This is a genomic window from Bacteroides eggerthii (assembly GCF_025146565.1).
Taxonomy (GTDB): domain Bacteria; phylum Bacteroidota; class Bacteroidia; order Bacteroidales; family Bacteroidaceae; genus Bacteroides; species Bacteroides eggerthii.
The window spans coordinates 4,081,239-4,098,544 of the sequence record NZ_CP102258.1 but is presented as its reverse complement, the minus strand read 5'-3'; the positions used below and the strand labels follow the sequence as shown (position 1 = coordinate 4,098,544).

Sequence of the window (17,306 nt, the reverse complement as noted above, 5' to 3'; positions counted from 1 at the left end):
TAAATTACTTTTATTATATATACAATAAGTATACTACTTTATCTTGCCGGTAGCTTGCGCAGGCCTGTCTTTCATCTCCTGCACTTCCCATTTACCGTCAAAGCTGTCATATAAGATAGAGGAATTTTTGTCCTTACTTTCGTACACTTGGCCGTTCATGACCGGTTTCTCTTTTCCGTAACTGAATGTGGCTTGCGTTTTACTGTTCCGGATGTATAGGCTTGCCGGGCGCTTGGTGTTCAGCTCCGCTTCAATCTTCCAGTCGCCGCATTGAAAACTGTTGCTGTCGGCATGCTTGATGTCTACAATCCGGTTCCCGTCCGCTTCCACTTGGATGATGGTAAGGATGCGGTTGGTCTTACTGGGCGCATAGCTGGCTGTCAGCGACCAAGGGGAGGTAAAATCTTCACCGCGCACGCCTGCCTTCGTATTCGGTTCGGCAGCAAACTTGTCTGTTTGGCTGATGGTGCACTTCTGCTCACTGAACAGGCGGGCAACAGAGGTGTATCTGCTCTTTTTGTTGCGGGTTGTCAGTGTGGATGTCGCTTCGTCTATTTGGAATTTCACCGGACTGTGCAGCAGCCAGTCCCAGCGGACAGCCTTGCCGGCTTCCAGCTCATCGTAGATCACTACGACATTGGGATGCAGCAGGAATATGTGACGGCGGTATTTCTTTAGCGGAGTCTCTCCAAAACCGTTTTCACGCGACTGTTCGAGGTTGTGGTTGGCAAAGTTCTTCTGCCACATGGGGTATTCGCTGATGCCGCAATAGGCATTGGACGCGTCACCCAGAGCGTAGGAAATGTGCTCACCGTTGAACATACGGACGATGTCTCCGTAGGCGCGTGTGGTGAACGGCTGACCGATGCCGTCTACCAGCAAGGTGTTGTGGGCGCGTGTATTGCGGTAGGACAACAGATTGTGCGGATCGGAAAAGTTCATATAATGACCTACTGCATGATAGATGGCTTTGCCGCCGTAGTGCAGGTTGAAGGCGTTTTGATTGGAATGTGTGTGGCTGCCGGAACCGAACGCGCCGGAACGGAAGCTGAGGCTGATATTATGCTTATAGTTTTTCAGGTCGTTGTTGGCTATCATTTCGCCAGTGTCTTTGAACCATACGGCTTTGGGGGCATCCGATGGTAACTCGGCTTTCGGGGGGCGTTGCTTGCCGCATGCCATGCGGTAGAGGCGTGTTTCGGATTCCGTCTTATAACGGTTGTTGATGGACGAATACCATGCGGCATAAGGGTCTCCGGTGGTACGTGCCATGAAGTCGGCAAAGGCGCTTCGGATACGCAGGGGTTTGCCGTTGTTCTTCTCATGCCCGTCACCGAAACCGGCGCTCAATGACCGGGGTTGCCAGCTATACAATAGGGCAAGACCGGCGTTCTTATACCAGGGGTGTTGCATGAAGTCCGTTTTCGTCAGGTAGCTGAATAAAGAGGGAACGTAAGCCAGAGTGACGGCATTGGCGCTGAAATAGCTTGTTCCGTTGTGCCATGAGCCGTCGCGGTTGAAACCGGATGCCGGAGCACGCGCCGTCCATAGCTCGTAGCTATATTCCAGATATTCTTTGGCAAGCGGGTATTTGTCGTACATCACCAGTGCCGCTTGCATGAAGTGACGGAAAGCGAATTGCCAGAAGTGATTGTCGAAGATATGGGTTTCTTCTTTCTCTATCATGTGTTTTTTATAATAGAGTGACAATACGTCCATAATGATGCCTTCCATTTGCTTGCGCTCTTGCGGAGTGAAGCGGTCGTAACAATTTTCGTAGGTGCACGCCAGAGTGTAAATCAGTTCTCCGGCATTGAAGTCATTGTTGATGACTTTCTTGTCGGGTTCCACTGCCAGCAGGCAACGTACGTTCTGCACCATCTTATCGGCATACACGTCCAGTTGCAGCATTTGATAAGCGGTATTCAGGTTGTCACATTCGGCAGCCATGCGGGTGATCTGCCTGTATGGCTTGGTGTCGTTGGTGTAATTGGAGCCGAGTGCATTACGCGAATCGTTGATCATATTCTCGAATTCCGGATTGGAGCGCACTTTCTTGCGCGCCTTTTCCAGATTGCCGTTCAGGAAGCAATAGATGCGGGGGTATGCCTGAGGAATGTTGTTCAGGAAAACATTTGCTTCGGGGGTGACGAATTGAGGTATGTCATCGGTTACAGTGAAGCTGTAAGTTTTGCTCCAAGGGAGTTCTTTGCCTTCTTTGCTCACCGAACGTACGCGCCAGTACCATGTGCCGCTTTCCAGCACCTTGTGCGGGTTGAACATGCACCAGGGTTTGGGCTGTGACAGGAGGGTACTTGCGTCCGAAAAGTCTTTGCTTCGCGACAGGTTGAATTGCAGGTAGTCCGACTGCTTGGTGCTTTGGGGCACTAACAACGGGGCAGGGTTTATATATAAGGTATGTCCTTGCTGTGGATACGGAGTCTCGCGTACATTCTCGTGTATGCAAATTATGTTTCCGGCCTGTGCGGCAATCAGTGTCAGGCAGAATGTCAAGAGAATAAAAAGCTGTTTTTTCATGTTATATTGTTCTTGAAATAATTCTAAGTCAACGATAGCAAAGGTATGGGGTTGGCATGAAAACAGCTTGCAGTAATGTCAAATGAATTATTATCAGGATGTAAAGTACTTACACTCCTGTATAAAGTACTTTCAAATTTGTGTAATTCATAAAAAGGTGAGACAAATGGCAATTCAGTCTCACCTTTTTGTGAATTAGTATTTTAATAACTTTCGAATGACTATTTTCCGTACTCTGACGGCAGGCAACCGAAGTATTTTTTAAAGCTGGTGGCGAAGTAGGATGGGGTGTTGAAACCCACCATTCCACTGATTTCCGAAACTGTGTATTTCCCTTCTTTCAGCAGCTTGCATGCCTGGTTGAAACGCATCTTGCGAATGAAGTCATTGGCAGATTCTCCCGTCAGTGCTTTCATCTTGATGTGCAGGTTAGAACGGCTCATGCACATTTCGCGGGCGAATATCTCGGTGGAAAACTCTACATTGTCCATGTGCTTCTCCACAATGGCTATTGCTTTCTTCAGCAGCTCTTCGTCCAACGGATTAAGCGCTACTTTTTCGGGCTCTACTTTCAAGGAATTGGAATAGTGTTCGATAGCCCGGTAGCGGGTGCGGAACAGGTTCTTGATCTTGGTAGCGATCATTATCATTGAGAAAGGTTTGGGAATATAGTCGTCCGCACCTACTTGCAGTCCTTCCAATTGTTCTTTCAGGTCGGTTTTGGCAGACAATATGATGACAGGTATATGGCAGGTGCGCAGGTTCTGTTTTATCTGTTTGCATAGTTGCAGACCGTCCATAACGGGCATCATGACATCCGTCAGTATGAGGCCCACCTCTTGCTCCTTCACAATGGACAACGCTTCCTCTCCGTTTTCTGCTTTCAGTATATGGTAGGTTTTGCCCAACTCCTCACATAGGTATTGGCGGATGTCCGGATTGTCTTCCACAATCAGGATGCTTTCTTTGTTTTGTCCGTCTTTAGCTGCCGTCTCGTCCGGGGTTGTTTCGCCTTCCGAAATCTCTTCGTCTTCCGTATCGATGACATACATGTCCCGGTTGTTGGTGGTGTAGACTCTCTGTTCCTCGATGGATTCGGACTCAACCTGTTTCTCTTCCGGAAGGTATGCCGACTCCTCGGTGGGCAGATAGATGGAGAAAGTGCTCCCTACACCTTCTTCGCTCTCCAGCTCGATACGCCCATGATGCAGCTCCACGAGGCGTTGCACCAGTGATAGCCCGATGCCGCTGCCCAAGTGCTCGTTGTCTGCTTGATAGAAGCGTTCGAAGATTTTGCCTTGCTTGTCAACGGGGATGCCGCTTCCCGTATCCTTTACCTGAAGGAGCAACTCGTGATTCTCTTCCTTCAAGGTCACTGTGATGTTCTTGCCTTCACCTGTGTATTTGAAGGCATTGGAAAGCAGATTGTTTACAATCAGTTCCATATAATCCGGATCACAGAATATCTCACGTCCTTCTGCATTGGAACTGAGGTTATAGGCTATCCGTTTGCGTTGAGCCAGACGTTCATAGAACAGGAAATTCTTTTCGACCACATTGTGTATCAGATTGAGCCTTACTTTCAAATTGAACACACCTAATTCGGCACGCCGGTAGTCCATTAGTTGGTTCACTAGATGCAATAGTCGGTTGGTATTCTTCTGTACATGTTCCAGTTGCCTGTGCAGCCACCGGTCGCTTACTTTGTCCAGCATTTCCTGTACCGGGGCGAGAATCAGGGTGAGCGGGGTGCGTAATTCATGGGAGATGTTGATAAAGAAACGCAGTTTCATTTCGCTCACTTCTTTCTGTCGCTCTTTGTCCACGCGTTCCATTTGCAGTTTCGCTTCCATGCTTTTGCGCAACCAGAAATAACGGAATATAAAAATGGTGATGGAGATAAAAGCGATGACGAACAGCAGGATAGCCCACCACGTTTTGTACCAGACAGGAAGCACCACGATTTCCAGTTCTGTGGGCGTTTCATTCCATTTCCCGTCGCTGTTGGCGGCTTTTACAAGGAAATGATAGGTGCCCGCCGGCAGGTTGGAGTAGGACACTGTGCGCAGGCTGTTGGAGTAGTACCATTCTTTGTCGAAGCCTTGCAACATATAGGCGAATGTGTTGTGATTGCCTGATATGTAGTTGGATACGACGAAATCCAGTGAAAACATGGACTGTTTGCTCGACAGTGTGATGCTTTTTGTCCCGCTGATATCTGTCTTCAATATGCCGGTGTCGTCATTGGGAAAGACCCTTCGGTTGAACAGGTGCAGTTGGGTGATAACAACCAGTGGAGTGTATGGATTGTCCACTATCTGTTCCGGATGGAACAGAGTGATGCCGTTGATGCCGCCGAAATACATTTGTCCGTCTGCTGTCCGGCAATGGGCGTTGTTGGTGAACTGGTTGCTTTGAAGCCCGTCGCTGTCTGCATAATTGCGGAATTTTTCCGTATTCGGTTGGAAACAACTCAGCCCTTGATTGGTGCTTAACCATAAATTGCCGGATGAGTCTTCCAGAATTCCATGTACGACATTATTAGGCAATCCATGTGCTGTGGTATATTGTCTGGTTTCTTTTTTACTTTCGTCAAAGCGGTAGATTCCGTTTCGTGTTCCAATCCAGAAGATCCCGTTACGAGCTTCATGTATACAGTTTATGGACTTATAGTTAAGAGGTGAGCTTTCCGGTATTATCATCGTGTTTAGCAAACCGTTGTCTTTTTCCGTATATACCGACAGTCCTTTTTCTCCGCCAATCCAAAGGCGTCTTTTGCTGTCTCGAAGAAAATAAGTGAACTGATCCTCTGCCAATGGCTGTCCGTCTATTTGTGAGTTTATGGATTGGAATGTTTTGTTCCGGGGATTAAAACGGACAAGCATGGACATGCCGGTCATCCATAACTCTCCGTTTGCGGCAGGTTCTATGTCATATATGTTTTTTACTTCTTCATTATGGAATATTTCTATTTGTCCGGATTTACGGTGCAGAATACCGAGTCCGCCCGTATGTGTGCCTATATAGACCAAATCATTGGCTTCATCTATATATATGTCTTTTATGTCATTTGACATGAGGCCTTCTTCTCTCATGTAATGCGTAAATTGCTGTGTATGGGGGTTGTAATGATTCAAACCGCCGTTATTTGTTCCTATCCAGATTCCTTTTTGAGCATCTTCTTTGATACATCCTATTGTATTGCAGTTCAACGAGTTCTTCTTTGCTGTAAATTGTATGTTATGGAAACGGTTTTTAAGTGGATGATAATAATTCAGCCCTCCATAATAGGTTCCTAACCACATGCCGCCATGGGCATCCATGAAAATGTCGCGAATGGATGTTTGCGATAAACTTCCGCTGATTTCTATGTTGCTGGTATGGTTATTAAATGAATCATGCTTTTCATCATATATACTTAGTGAATTGAGGGTACCTATCCATAACCTGTTTTGCGGATCAAGTGTGAGTGAGCGTATATAATTGGAACTTATGCTGTTTGGGTTCTTCGGATTATTGACATAATTGGTGATTTCCTGAGTCTGTAAATTAACTTTGTATAATCCATGTCCCTCTGTCCCTATCCATAGAAGAATAGGCGATTGCTGTAAAATGGAGAGAATTTGTTTGCCTTTTAGTTTATCGGGCATGATGCTTTTTAAAGTCTTGTCGGAGATAGAGTAGGAAAACACGCCTTTATAGCTCCCGATATAAATATGATTGTCCTGCTTTGCAATAGCAGTCGGCAGGATATTCAGTAGTGAAGGGTGCAGAGGATTGTCTGAAAAACAGTGTGTTTCAGTATCGAATGTCAGCAGGTTTTCATTTTGGTTTGTGTAGAGAAGCAACTGCTTTTCATTTATTTCGATGATGCCGTTGATGGCGAGCGTCTTTTTATTTTTGGAATATCTGAAATTCTGAAATCTGTCTTGTTCGGTATCGTAAAGCGATAATCCTTCCTCTGTGCCGGCCCATATTCTTCCTTGGGTGTCTGTAATGCATGCTCTGACGATCACGCTGCCGATGCTATGCGGGTCCGACTCATTATGCCGGTAGATAGTAAAATCGTAACCGTCATATTTGTTCAGTCCGTCATAAGTGGCAAACCACATATTGCCTTGTTTGTCTTGGGTAATATCGAATACTGTGTTTTGCGACAGCCCCTCGTTGACTCCGATATGAATAAAGTTAATTGACTCTATGGCCCGCACACGAAGCGGGTATATAAATATCCAAAGTAAAATGGATAAGAAGACAGATTTTGTCATGGTTTGTTGATTTATATCATTAATCATCCATTGGCCCTCATTTGTTCTTGATATATTCCGAGGGTAAACAACCGAAATACTTCTTGAAACTGGTGGCAAAGTAAGACGGGGTACTGAATCCTACCATTACACTGATTTCCGCTACTGTGTATCTTCCCTCTTTCAAAAGTTTGCATGCTCTGTTAAAACGTATCTTGCGGATGAAGTCATTGGTTGACTCACCTGTCAGAGCTTTCATTTTCAGGTGCAGGCTGGAACGGCTCATACACATTTCACGTGCAAACTCCTCGGTAGAGAACTCCACATCGTCAAGGTGCTGTTCCATAATTTCCATAGCCTTTTTCAACACTTCTTCATCCAGAGGACTGAGGGTCAGTTTCTCCGGTTCTATCTCCAGCGAATTTGAATAGTATTGGATAGCTCGATAGCGTGTGCGGAACAGGTTTCTTATTTTCGTTGTCACCAGTGTCAGGGAGAAAGGTTTGGGAATATAATCGTCCGCACCCATATGCAACCCTTCTAATTGTTCTTCTAAATCGGCTTTGGCCGATAAGATTATGACTGGAATATGACAAGTGTTTAGGTTCTGTTTGATTTGCTTGCATAGCTGCAGGCCGTCCATTACGGGCATCATGACATCCGTCAATATAAGATTTATTTCCTGCTCTTTCATTATTTCCAATGCGTCTTTGCCATTTTTCGCTTCCAGAACATTGTACAATTTGCCCAGTTCTTCACAGAGGTACTGGCGGATGTCCGAATTGTCTTCTACAATCAGGATGCTTTCTTTCTGCCGAGGTTTTGTTGGTTTTTCCGGTTCTTCTTCCGTTTCTTCTTCGGAGGCTTCTTCGGCGTCTGCAACATACATTTCCTGTAGATTGACAGAGTAGCTTTGTTCTATTTCTGCTATGGTGCTTTCCTGCTGAAATTCTTCCGGACGATAAAACTTCTTGTCAATAGGCAGGAAAATGGAAAAGGTGCTTCCAACGCCTTCTGCACTGTCCAGTTCGATATGTCCATGATGAAGTTCCACCAGGCGTTGCACTAACGAAAGTCCGATACCGCTGCCGGTATGACTGCTTTTGACTTGATAGAACCGTTCGAATATCTTTTTCTGTTCTTCCAAGGGTATTCCGTTGCCGGTATCTTTGACTTGTAAAAGAAGGTTGTTTCCGGTATCTTTCAATGATACAGTGATACTCTGCCCTTCTTCTGTGTGCTTAAAAGCATTGGATAACAAATTATTCACAATCAGCTCCAGATAATTGGGATCACAGAGTATTTCTTTATCTTCCACTTCCGAGCAGAAGTCATATTGTATTCCCTTTCGTTGTGCCAACGCTTCATAGAACCGAAAGTTCTTTTCAATAATCCGGTGTACTTGGGATGGTTTTACTTTCAGACCGAAGACTCCCAGTTCGGCTTTCCTGTAATCCAACAGTTGATTAACTAGATGCAACAACCGGGTAGCATTTTGTTTCATCAGTTCCAGTTGCTTGTGTTGCCACCGGTCATTCACTTTGTTGAGCATTTCATGGAGCGGAGCCAGTATCAAGGTGAGTGGGGTGCGCAGTTCGTGGGAGATGTTGATGAAGAAACGTAGCTTCATTTCGTTTACTTCTTTTTGTCGTTCCTTGTCTATCTGTGCCATTTGTATCTCAGCTTTCATGCTTTTCCGAATCCAAAAATAGCGGAAGACGAAAACTGTGGCGGCTATGAAAGCTGCTGCAAACAAGAGGGATGCCCACCAGGTTTTGTACCAGGCAGGCAGAATGATAATCTCCAGCTCGGTGGGTGTTTCATTCCATTTGCCGTCATTGTTGGCTGCTTTTACGAGAAAACGGTAAGTGCCTTGCGGCAGATTTGAATACGAGACCACGCGTTGCGAGTTTGTATAATACCATTCCTTGTCGTATCCGTCAAGTTTGTAGGCAAAGGTATTATGAGTGCCTGAGGCGTAATTGGATACCACAAACTCCAACGAGAACATGGATTGTTGGGCGGTGAATGTAATGCTACGTGTTTCATTGATGTTTCTCTCCAGTATTCCTGTTTCATCATCCGGAAAAACGATCTTGTTGAAAAGCCGTAACTGAGTGATGACAACCGGTGGTATATATGGATTATCTACCACTTCTTCCGGGCGGAATGTCGTAATGCCGTTAATTCCGCCGAAATACATTTGTCCGTCAGCGGTTCGTTGGCAGGCAGCCGTAAACTGATTGCTTTGTAGCCCGTCATTGTTAGTGAAGTTACGGAACTTTCCGGTAGAGGGGTGCAGACAACTGATACCTTTGTCGGTACTAATCCAAAGTTTTCCATAAGAATCCTCCAATATCCCATGTACTACATTATTGGGCAGTCCATGCGCTGTTGTGTATAGAGTGACTTCCTGGCTTTTTTCATTCAGGCGGCAGATGCCGCTTCGAGTACCTATCCAGAATGTTCCATCGTGTGCTTCATACAGACAATTGATGAATTTACGGCTGATGGAGTCTAATGCAGGTATTGGGTAGTTGTGTAATTTTCCGTTTTGCTCGGTATAGGCAAACAGTCCTTTTTCGCTGATGAGCCATAAGCGATGTTTGCTGTCGCGAAAAAAGTTCGAAACGCGTTCCCGGAGAAACGGCCGCCCGTCTGATTGGGTGGTTATGCTGGAAAAAGATAACTGCGAGGGGTTGAACCTGAGAATGGAACTCATGCCGCTCATCCAGAAATCTCCTGTTTCTGTCGGCTCGATGGCATAGATATTTTTTTCCCTGCTGTTTCGGTTGTAGGTCTCTATCTGTCCTGACCGGCGATGAAGAATGCTGAGACCTCCGGTATGTGTACCGATGTAAACCTGTTTGTTCGCTTCATCTATGTAGATGGCTTTCACATCATTCGATCCAAGCCCTTCCTTTTGGGTGTAGTGGGTGAATTTCCCGGTTTGGGGGTTATAGTAATTTACTCCGCCTCCATTAGTTCCTATCCAAAGGCCTTTCTGTGCATCTTCCCGGATGCAATTGATGATGTTGCTGTTCAGCGAATTGGGTTTGGCGGTGAATTGCAGATTCCGGAAGCGGTTTTTCAGCGGATGATAATAATTGATTCCTCCGAAATAAGTGCCCAGCCACATTCCACCCTGTGTGTCCATGAAGATGTTACGTACGGACATTTGCGAAAGACTTCCGTTTTCCAGCGGGTCGCTGGTGTAAATGTTGAAGTTGTCTTCTTGCTCGTTGTAAATATTCAGGGAGTTGATGGTGCCTATCCACAGCCGGTGCTGGGAGTCGAGTGCAAGTGAACGTACATAATCGGAGCTGATGCAATTAGCCGTTTTGGGCGTATGACTGTAATTTTTGATTGTCCCTGTTTGCGGATTGTATAGAAAAAGTCCGCCTCCTTCGGTGCCTATCCAAATCCGGGTGGGTGATTGCTGCAGAATGGCTGTGATATTTTTATCTTTCAGATTGTCACTTAATACGAAGCTGCTCAGTGTGTTTGCTGCGAGGGAATAAGTATAAACTTTGTTGTTGCTGCCGATATAGATGTAATCTCCTTGCCGGGCCACAACCGTAGGCGAAAGGGATTCTAAGGAAGATTCCGGCATTTTACAGGAGAACTGCGAGGTTTCGGTGTTGAACAGTAACAGTTTTTTTTTGTTGGAAAACAGCAGTAATTCGTGATCGTTGAACTCCACGATGCCATTGATGGGTACTTGCTCCCCTCTGTCTTCAGAAGAGAAGTTTTCAAATCGGTCTTTGTCGGCATTGTAGAATGAAAGTCCGCTATCGGTTCCTATCCATATCTTGCCCAGCCTGTCGGCGGTACAGCTGCGGATTATATCGTTGCTAATGCTGTGTGGGTTGTGTTCATCGTGTTGATAAACGGTAAAGTCGTAGCCGTTGTATTTATTCAGCCCGTTATAGGTGGCGAACCACATGTTTCCCTGTTTATCCTGTGTGATGCCGAATATGGTACTTTGCGAAAGCCCTTCATTCAGACCGATGTGGACGAACTTGATCGGTTCTACGTTTTGTGAACGAAGGGGCGCGAACAATATGCAGCACCCGATGAAAAATAATATATATTTTGTCATGTCCGATGAAGAATAAGGTTATTGGGCAAAGATATGGAATTATTTTTCAATATGATAGCTTTGCGGCATATTTGTTCGTGCCCGTTACCTACGGATTTAACGGCTTGAGGCGCGGGTTGAAAGCGGCCGATGGTCTGCCTGTTCCATGACGAGGTATTCTCCATTTATCTTATCATAGAGTATAGACGAACTACGGTCGGCAGGCACATAGGATTGTCCGCCCAGCACAAGGGAGGCGTTGCCATAGTGAAAGGACGACTTCTTCATGCTGTGCGTTACGTTCAGCATGGCAGGTGAAGAAGCATCCAGCCCGGCCTCTATCGTCCAGTAACCGCAGGTCAGGATATTTCCGTTACGTTGTATCTTGACGGGAGTATCGTTGTCGGGTTTTATCTGGATGACGGCAAGTATGCGTGTCTTTGCTTTTCCGTCGATGCAAGCCGTCAGGTGCCACTGGTTGGGATAGGTAGTATCGGATGCTCCGGGAGGCGGTACGGTGAAACGGTCGGTTTGCGACAGGGTTATCTGTTCGTTGCTGAACAGGCTGGTAGTGGCGGTGAAAGCTTTTTCCGTATTGCAAGTGGTTACCGTTTGCCGGTTGCTGTCGATGCTGAACTCGGTGGGGCTGTGTAGCAGCCAGTCCCACCGTACGGCTTCTTTGGCCTCCAGCTCATCGTAAATGACGACGATGTCGGGGTGCAGCATCAGTACGTGGCGGCGGTATAGAGTGAGCGGTGTGGAACCGAACCCGTTCTCTGGAGTTTGTGTGATGCCGGCTGCTTCGAAAGCTTCCACCCACATGGGATCTGTGCTGATGCCGGAGTATGCTTTGGAAGCGTCGCCCAAACAGTAGGAGAGGTTGTCACCTCCCATGGCGCGCATCACGTTGCCATAGCCTTGCATGGAGTAAGGCTGTCCGATGCCGTTGACCAGTATCGTGTTGTGGGCGCGGGTGTGGCGATAAGACATCAGGTTGTGGGCATCGGAGAAGCTGGTGTAGTAGCCACTGCTGCGATATATGTTTGCGCCGCGGTAGAGCAGGTTGAACGCATTTTGGTTGGAGACCGTATGGCTTCCCGAACCGAATGTGCTGGAACGGAAGGCCAGCGCCAAGTCGTTCCGGGGATTCGTCAGGTCACTGTGTATCGCTACTTCACCCGCATCTTTGTACCAGATGAGTTTCGGGCAGTCTGCCGGAAGTTCCGTTACATAGGAGAGCGTATTGCTTGCCATACGGTAGAGACGCATGTCGTTGTCGCGGACTAAAGTCTTTGCCGCTTGCCGGGCATACCAGCCTGCATATCCGTCTTCCGTTTCTCGTGCCAGAAAATCGGCGAAAGCCGCATATTGGTAGGTTGACGTGGTATATTTTTCACTATTATCACCGAAACCGATATTCCTGGATTCCGGCGGACAGGTGAAAGTGAGCGCCTGTCCGGCATTTCGATACCAGGGATGCAGCAGGAAGTCTTTGCGTGTGATGTGCGAGAGGAGCATCGGCATATAAAACAGTGTATACACATTGTTGTTAAAATAGCCTGTTCCGTTGGCCCACATTCCGTCCCGGTTGAAGCCGGAAGCCGGTGCGCGGGCTGTCCACAGTTCATAGTAATATTCCATTATGGGCAACACCTCATCTTGCAGGGCTTCGTTATCGTAAAGCAGGAAAGTGGTTTGAAAGAGTACACGCAGGTTTTGTTGCCAGAAATGATTATCGAAGATGCGGTTTTCCTGCGTACCCTGTTGTTGCGGATAATAAAAGCGCAGTACACGCATCAACAAGTTTTCTACACTTTGGCGTTCTTCGCTGCTCAGTCGTTTGTAGAGCAAATCGTAGGGCTTGAGGAAGCAGTAAGCGATGTTGGTGCTTCCGAAGTTGTCGGCAAACAGGACGGCATCGCTCACAGGGGTGTTGAGCAATAGTTGCAGCAGTTCGTGCAGGCGTTTGGCATAGGTCTCCTGCTGTGTCAGATAGTAGGCTTGATAAAGGCTTTGTACGTATCTTTTGATGACATTGATTTGGCTGTATGGGTTGCCGATGGCAGTCAGGTCTGCTTTGAGGGCATCGGCAGCGTTTTGGATCAGTCGCTGGTATTCGGAATGTGAGCTTGCTTCTTGTCGTGCTTCCTGAATTCGGTCGTCCAGAAAGCAGTAGAGGCGAGGGTAAGTGTGGGGTGCATATTGTCGGAATGTTTCGAACGGCGGGGTAACGAAAACGGGAGTCGTTTCTTTTACTTCGAATGGATGGATCTCGCTCCATGCTTCTTCGGTTCCGTCGGCGGAGATGTTGCGAAAACGCCAGTACCATGTGCCGTTTTCCAGCTTTTTATGGGGGTTGAACATACACCACGCTACGGCTTGTGAGGTGACGGTTTCGGGTGTATCGAAGTTTTTGCTGCGTGAAAGGGAGAATTGCAGCTTGGCGCCGGTCTTCATGGTTTGTGGAACGATGAGGGGCGAGGGGTTCAGATAAAGTTCATTGTCTGCTTTGGGATAAGGTTTCTCTCGTATCTTGTCATGATAGGCATCAAGTGCTTCGGGGGGTTCGGTGTCGGTGGAAGCCGGTTGTTCGGGCATTGCATCGTCATGGCAGGCGCAGAACAACAGTAGGACAGCAAAGAGATATGGCAATAACCGTAGGCAGGAACTTTGTTTCATAATGGTATATTCTATATAGTTGCTAATGCTTTGAAAATAACAGCTTGCGATTCTTAGGCGTTTTCATGTAAGGAAGCCGTCGTTTTTGTTAGAAGGCTTTTTCTCTTTTTTAATTTAGGGGAATGTTAATATTTAGCTTTGTCATTCAGAACGAAATGGAAGAATTACTTGTTTTTATGAATAGTGAGAGAGGAGATTCTTCGCTGCGCTCTGAATGACAAAACTTAATGAAGAAAGGCAAGGATGAAAGGGGCTTGCCTTTCTTGGAATTGATATAAGGCCGTTAATGGGAGTTAGAAAGTCAGGACGGCACGAACATAATATCCGCCATTCGCTCTTTGGGTTCTAGCAATCCCGTAAGAATTTGCCTGCTCAGCTTTGTCTGCTTCTTTGAGATTGATCCCTAAAGGAGCATAGCTAAGCTCTTTGGTCTTGTATAGAGTACTACTTAGATATACTCCTGTATTAACAGCTTTACCGCTTGCTGCTATTAATTTATCGGTAATAGTTGTCTCGGCTTGATATATTCTTTGAAGTTGGGCTATTGAGGGAAAATACCAACCGCTTGTTGTATTGCTGGTTATTTTTGGGGACCAATTGCTACATTCTGTATTAGCAGGGAACTTTTCTGAATCAGTTGTTACAGCTGTGATAGCTTTTGAATTTTTATATCCTAATAATTCTTTGGCTATCTGCTCTGGACCTGTACTTGTTGGGACTGCTACGCCTTCAATCGTATTTGTTAAATTATTACCGGTGAGATTAGATGATCCGTCATACCATTTAGCGGAAATATCGTTCAATGCCACTACCCATCCTCTTACTTTGTCTTGCAGGTTGCTTCCTTCGTAGTTTTCTAAAACGTCATCCGCTGCCAAGTCAAAAATAACACCGGCTACGGTTTTTTCACCATTTAGCTCTGTGGACCAAGTGCCGTCAGTGTAGAAGTAATCTCCTACTTTCGGTGCATTTGGATCTTCAGGCTTACCGTCAACGGTTACATCCACAGTAATATCTTGTTCTTTAGAGAGGTTGGCTTCGCCATTAATTTCATTATTCGGTTTAATATTAAATCCTCCTTTGATAGTTCTTGTTACAGTTTCGGAAGGTTCGGAGCCCGGTTTGACAAAACTTATTTTGATATCATCATTGAACTTTGCTGTTTCGGGATCTTCAATGAACAAGAATGTTGAGAAATAAGCGTTTTCAGCTTTGGATACTCCGGTTGCTTTCACGGGCGTCTTGGAACCGGCAGCTTTACCTGTCAACATGTTGAACTCTCCCGGCATATTAAATTCTATATCCATTGTTGTGATTTGGTTTGCCCATCCATCGTTACTCTCAGGTTTCAGGTTCAGTTTGGCAAACGGACGCTTCAAAGTAATGCTTGGTGTTTGAGAATCGTCAATGTAGGCTTTAGGAAGTACACCATAGAAGGCATCGGCAGCGGCATTGTTGAACAATTTGGCGTTGTTGGCCGGCGTGTCGGCATCTACCTTTACACTGATACCTTGCAGATTGGTTGTGTTGTAGTACTTATCGGCATATCTTTCACCGGATTTACTTACATTATTATCTACATAATCTGCCCAGAACAAGCAATTGTAATCTACGTCACTGCCTACTGTAAAAGTGAATGATATTTTGGTATCATCTGCACCTACCAGTTTTTCTATACGGGCTAGCTCTGAATTGTTTGCACTGTTCACGACGGAGAGGATACAACGCAGTTGGTTGTCACCAATTACATTGTCTACTCCTACGCTGCGTGTAGCCGGATTCGTAGGAACTTGTGCCATGACGGTTACTTCCTTGGGAGTTCCGTCCTGGGTGGCGATAATTTCTTCTTCACTGCAAGCTGCAAAACAGCTGATAAATGCAGCCATTGTGATGTTTAGTAAACTTCTTTTCATAATCTTAGAAATATTAAAGTGTTATATAATTATTATTGATTCTCATTGATTCTTATTCTACGGTCAGATCCTCATCTATCGTTCCGTCGTAGCCGGGATCTACACCGATACCTCCGGACGGGTCGGCGGTAAGGAAATTGGAACGCTTCACGATGCGATCGCCTGTCTTGCATTGCAGGGTCAGGTAGGTGCGTGCCAGCAGTGCGTTTTTATCATTACTCAACTCTACGGCAATGGGCACTTCACCATTTTCGGGTACGAAGATGTGGTCGAAAGCAATGCTCATCTCTTGCGTTCCTTCTTGGGGAACGGTAATCGTGCGTTTGTATGTGACGTACTGCAAACCATGTTTGCTGATGCCATCCAACGTGTGGAAGCCTGTGTCGTAGAAACCCAGATAGCGTACGGTCATGGTATATTTGCTGCCCGCTTTCGCACCGTTTGTCATAAACGTCTCTATGTCGTTGGCTATGAGTTCATAACGTGCGGTGGGACGTTTCATTTCGGGATTCAATGCTACTTGGGCATTCCATTGGTTGCGATATTTACTTAAGTTCAGCTCCTGACAACTATAAAGCACATCTTTATACTCCGAGTTTCCAAGATAGGTTTCGGGCGAGATGACAGGGGCGAGCGTAGTGGTGTTGTAGAAAAGATCATCATCACTGTCTTCACTGACGTAGTCTGCCCATATCACCAGTTGATAGTCGCGTGCATGGAGTTTCAGATTGAGTTCCATATCCAGCTTTGCCGCTTCGGTCAGTTCTTTGTAGACAACCTGTCGTTTGGAAAGGATGCGGTTCAGATAAGCGTCCACAATAATGCGGTGGCGGTATCCGGTTTCGGCGTCGGCGCGGGAAGCAACCTCGTCATTGGCCGCCTCGTCTGTTTTCAGTTGCAGAGACAGGTTGATGTTGACGTTTACTGCCGTAGGGTCTATTCCTATTTCTCCGTTTTCGGTCATTTCGGGATGTTCGTAAAGGCTGCAGGCAGTCATTGTCAGGGACAACAGCAGGCAACAAATACTTTTGAAAAGCGGTGTGTATGAGTTCTTCTTCATAATCTTGCAGGTATTAGAAACGGTAAACCAAGGATGCGCCTACGCGGGTGATACCCCAATAGTTACGTTTACGGGTATCCAGCTTTGCGCCGTTCTCTATGTTGTAATATGTATTGTATTTCATGTTGGCATATCCCGCACCAAGCGTAAATTCGGCTCCCCAGTGTTCGGAAAAAGGCAACTTATAACCATAACTGATGCCGGCGCCCAACAAAGGATATTGCTCGCTTTGATAACGCGTATCTTCCCATTTCAGGTTGAACCAGGCGGCATGGGCGTGCAGACCGAAGAAGTGTCCTTCGCCTGCAGACTTCAACCACCAGCGCCCTTCGGGTTGGAAAGCGATGGTATGCAGTCCATGCTCACGCTCGATATCTCCGATGCTCCACATCACAGGGAAGTCAATGGAGATATGTTTGTGTAGTTTTATTTCTATTGCCAGATTTTGTATGCCTACTGCCAGAAAAGGCACGTTAGTCTTCAGGGCGATGTAGGACTTTGTGGGAGTTGCCGTTTTTTTCTCCTTGGGCGCTTTGTTAACCGTTTTATTCTTGGCAGCATTGCTTTTGCCGGTCTGTGCAGGAGCTTTGGCAGGTGTACTCTTTGTTTTCAGTTCGGCTTGCATATCTTCCCAAGATTTATATATCGTTTCTTTTGGGGAAGCGGAAGTCTGCATACGCGGCTTCTTGGGAGTTTGCGCTCCCACCAATAACGATACCATCAGGCAGAGTGTCAGGGTAAAGCCCCGTTGCATGAATCTATTCGATTTCATATGTTTTTCGGTATTA

7 protein-coding genes are annotated in these 17,306 nt (G+C 46.3%); all 7 read right to left on the bottom strand.

All coding sequences use genetic code 11. From position 1 onward, the window contains the following. Positions 1 to 33 precede the first annotated feature (33 nt). Positions 34 to 2,538 (bottom strand): DUF4962 domain-containing protein, encoded by a 2,505-nt coding sequence (locus NQ546_RS17005; RefSeq protein ID WP_004288539.1) that lies wholly within the window; start codon positions 2,536 to 2,538, stop codon positions 34 to 36. A gap of 221 nt (positions 2,539 to 2,759) precedes the next feature. After that, positions 2,760 to 6,806 carry a hybrid sensor histidine kinase/response regulator transcription factor gene (locus NQ546_RS17000; RefSeq protein WP_039952997.1) on the bottom strand — a complete coding sequence of 1,349 codons (4,047 nt, stop codon included), beginning with the start codon at positions 6,804 to 6,806 and terminating at the stop codon, positions 2,760 to 2,762. A 37-nt stretch (positions 6,807 to 6,843) separates the two neighbouring features. After that, positions 6,844 to 10,887 carry a hybrid sensor histidine kinase/response regulator transcription factor gene (locus tag NQ546_RS16995; RefSeq protein ID WP_004288541.1) on the bottom strand — a complete coding sequence of 1,348 codons (4,044 nt, stop codon included), beginning with the start codon at positions 10,885 to 10,887 and terminating at the stop codon, positions 6,844 to 6,846. Positions 10,888 to 10,983: 96 nt separating this feature from the next. Continuing rightward, complete coding sequence (locus NQ546_RS16990) at positions 10,984 to 13,545, bottom strand: DUF4962 domain-containing protein (protein ID WP_458692660.1); 2,562 nt, start codon at positions 13,543 to 13,545, stop codon at positions 10,984 to 10,986. A gap of 293 nt (positions 13,546 to 13,838) precedes the next feature. Next, on the bottom strand, positions 13,839 to 15,458 hold the full coding sequence (locus tag NQ546_RS16985) for a DUF6562 domain-containing protein (RefSeq protein WP_004288543.1): 1,620 nt from the start codon (positions 15,456 to 15,458) through the stop codon (positions 13,839 to 13,841). A 52-nt stretch (positions 15,459 to 15,510) separates the two neighbouring features. Continuing rightward, positions 15,511 to 16,518, bottom strand: coding sequence for a DUF6562 domain-containing protein (locus NQ546_RS16980; RefSeq protein WP_004293959.1), 1,008 nt, complete (start codon positions 16,516 to 16,518; stop codon positions 15,511 to 15,513). A gap of 13 nt (positions 16,519 to 16,531) precedes the next feature. Then, entirely contained in the window at positions 16,532 to 17,290 is a 759-nt protein-coding gene (locus tag NQ546_RS16975) for a DUF3575 domain-containing protein (RefSeq protein ID WP_004288545.1), read from the bottom strand. Between the last annotated feature and the right edge of the window lie 16 nt (positions 17,291 to 17,306).

Excerpts from the sequence above, each read along its gene's own strand:
- NQ546_RS16980 (WP_004293959.1), bottom strand. The coding sequence starts at position 16,518 with ATGAAGAAGAACTCATACACACCGCTTTTCAAAAGTATTTGTTGCCTG.
- NQ546_RS16985 (WP_004288543.1), bottom strand. The coding sequence starts at position 15,458 with ATGAAAAGAAGTTTACTAAACATCACAATGGCTGCATTTATCAGCTGT.
- NQ546_RS16975 (WP_004288545.1), bottom strand. The coding sequence starts at position 17,290 with ATGAAATCGAATAGATTCATGCAACGGGGCTTTACCCTGACACTCTGC.
- NQ546_RS17000 (WP_039952997.1), bottom strand. The coding sequence starts at position 6,806 with ATGACAAAATCTGTCTTCTTATCCATTTTACTTTGGATATTTATATAC.
- NQ546_RS16995 (WP_004288541.1), bottom strand. The coding sequence starts at position 10,887 with ATGACAAAATATATATTATTTTTCATCGGGTGCTGCATATTGTTCGCG.
- NQ546_RS16990 (WP_458692660.1), bottom strand. The coding sequence starts at position 13,545 with ATGAAACAAAGTTCCTGCCTACGGTTATTGCCATATCTCTTTGCTGTC.
- NQ546_RS17005 (WP_004288539.1), bottom strand. The coding sequence starts at position 2,538 with ATGAAAAAACAGCTTTTTATTCTCTTGACATTCTGCCTGACACTGATT.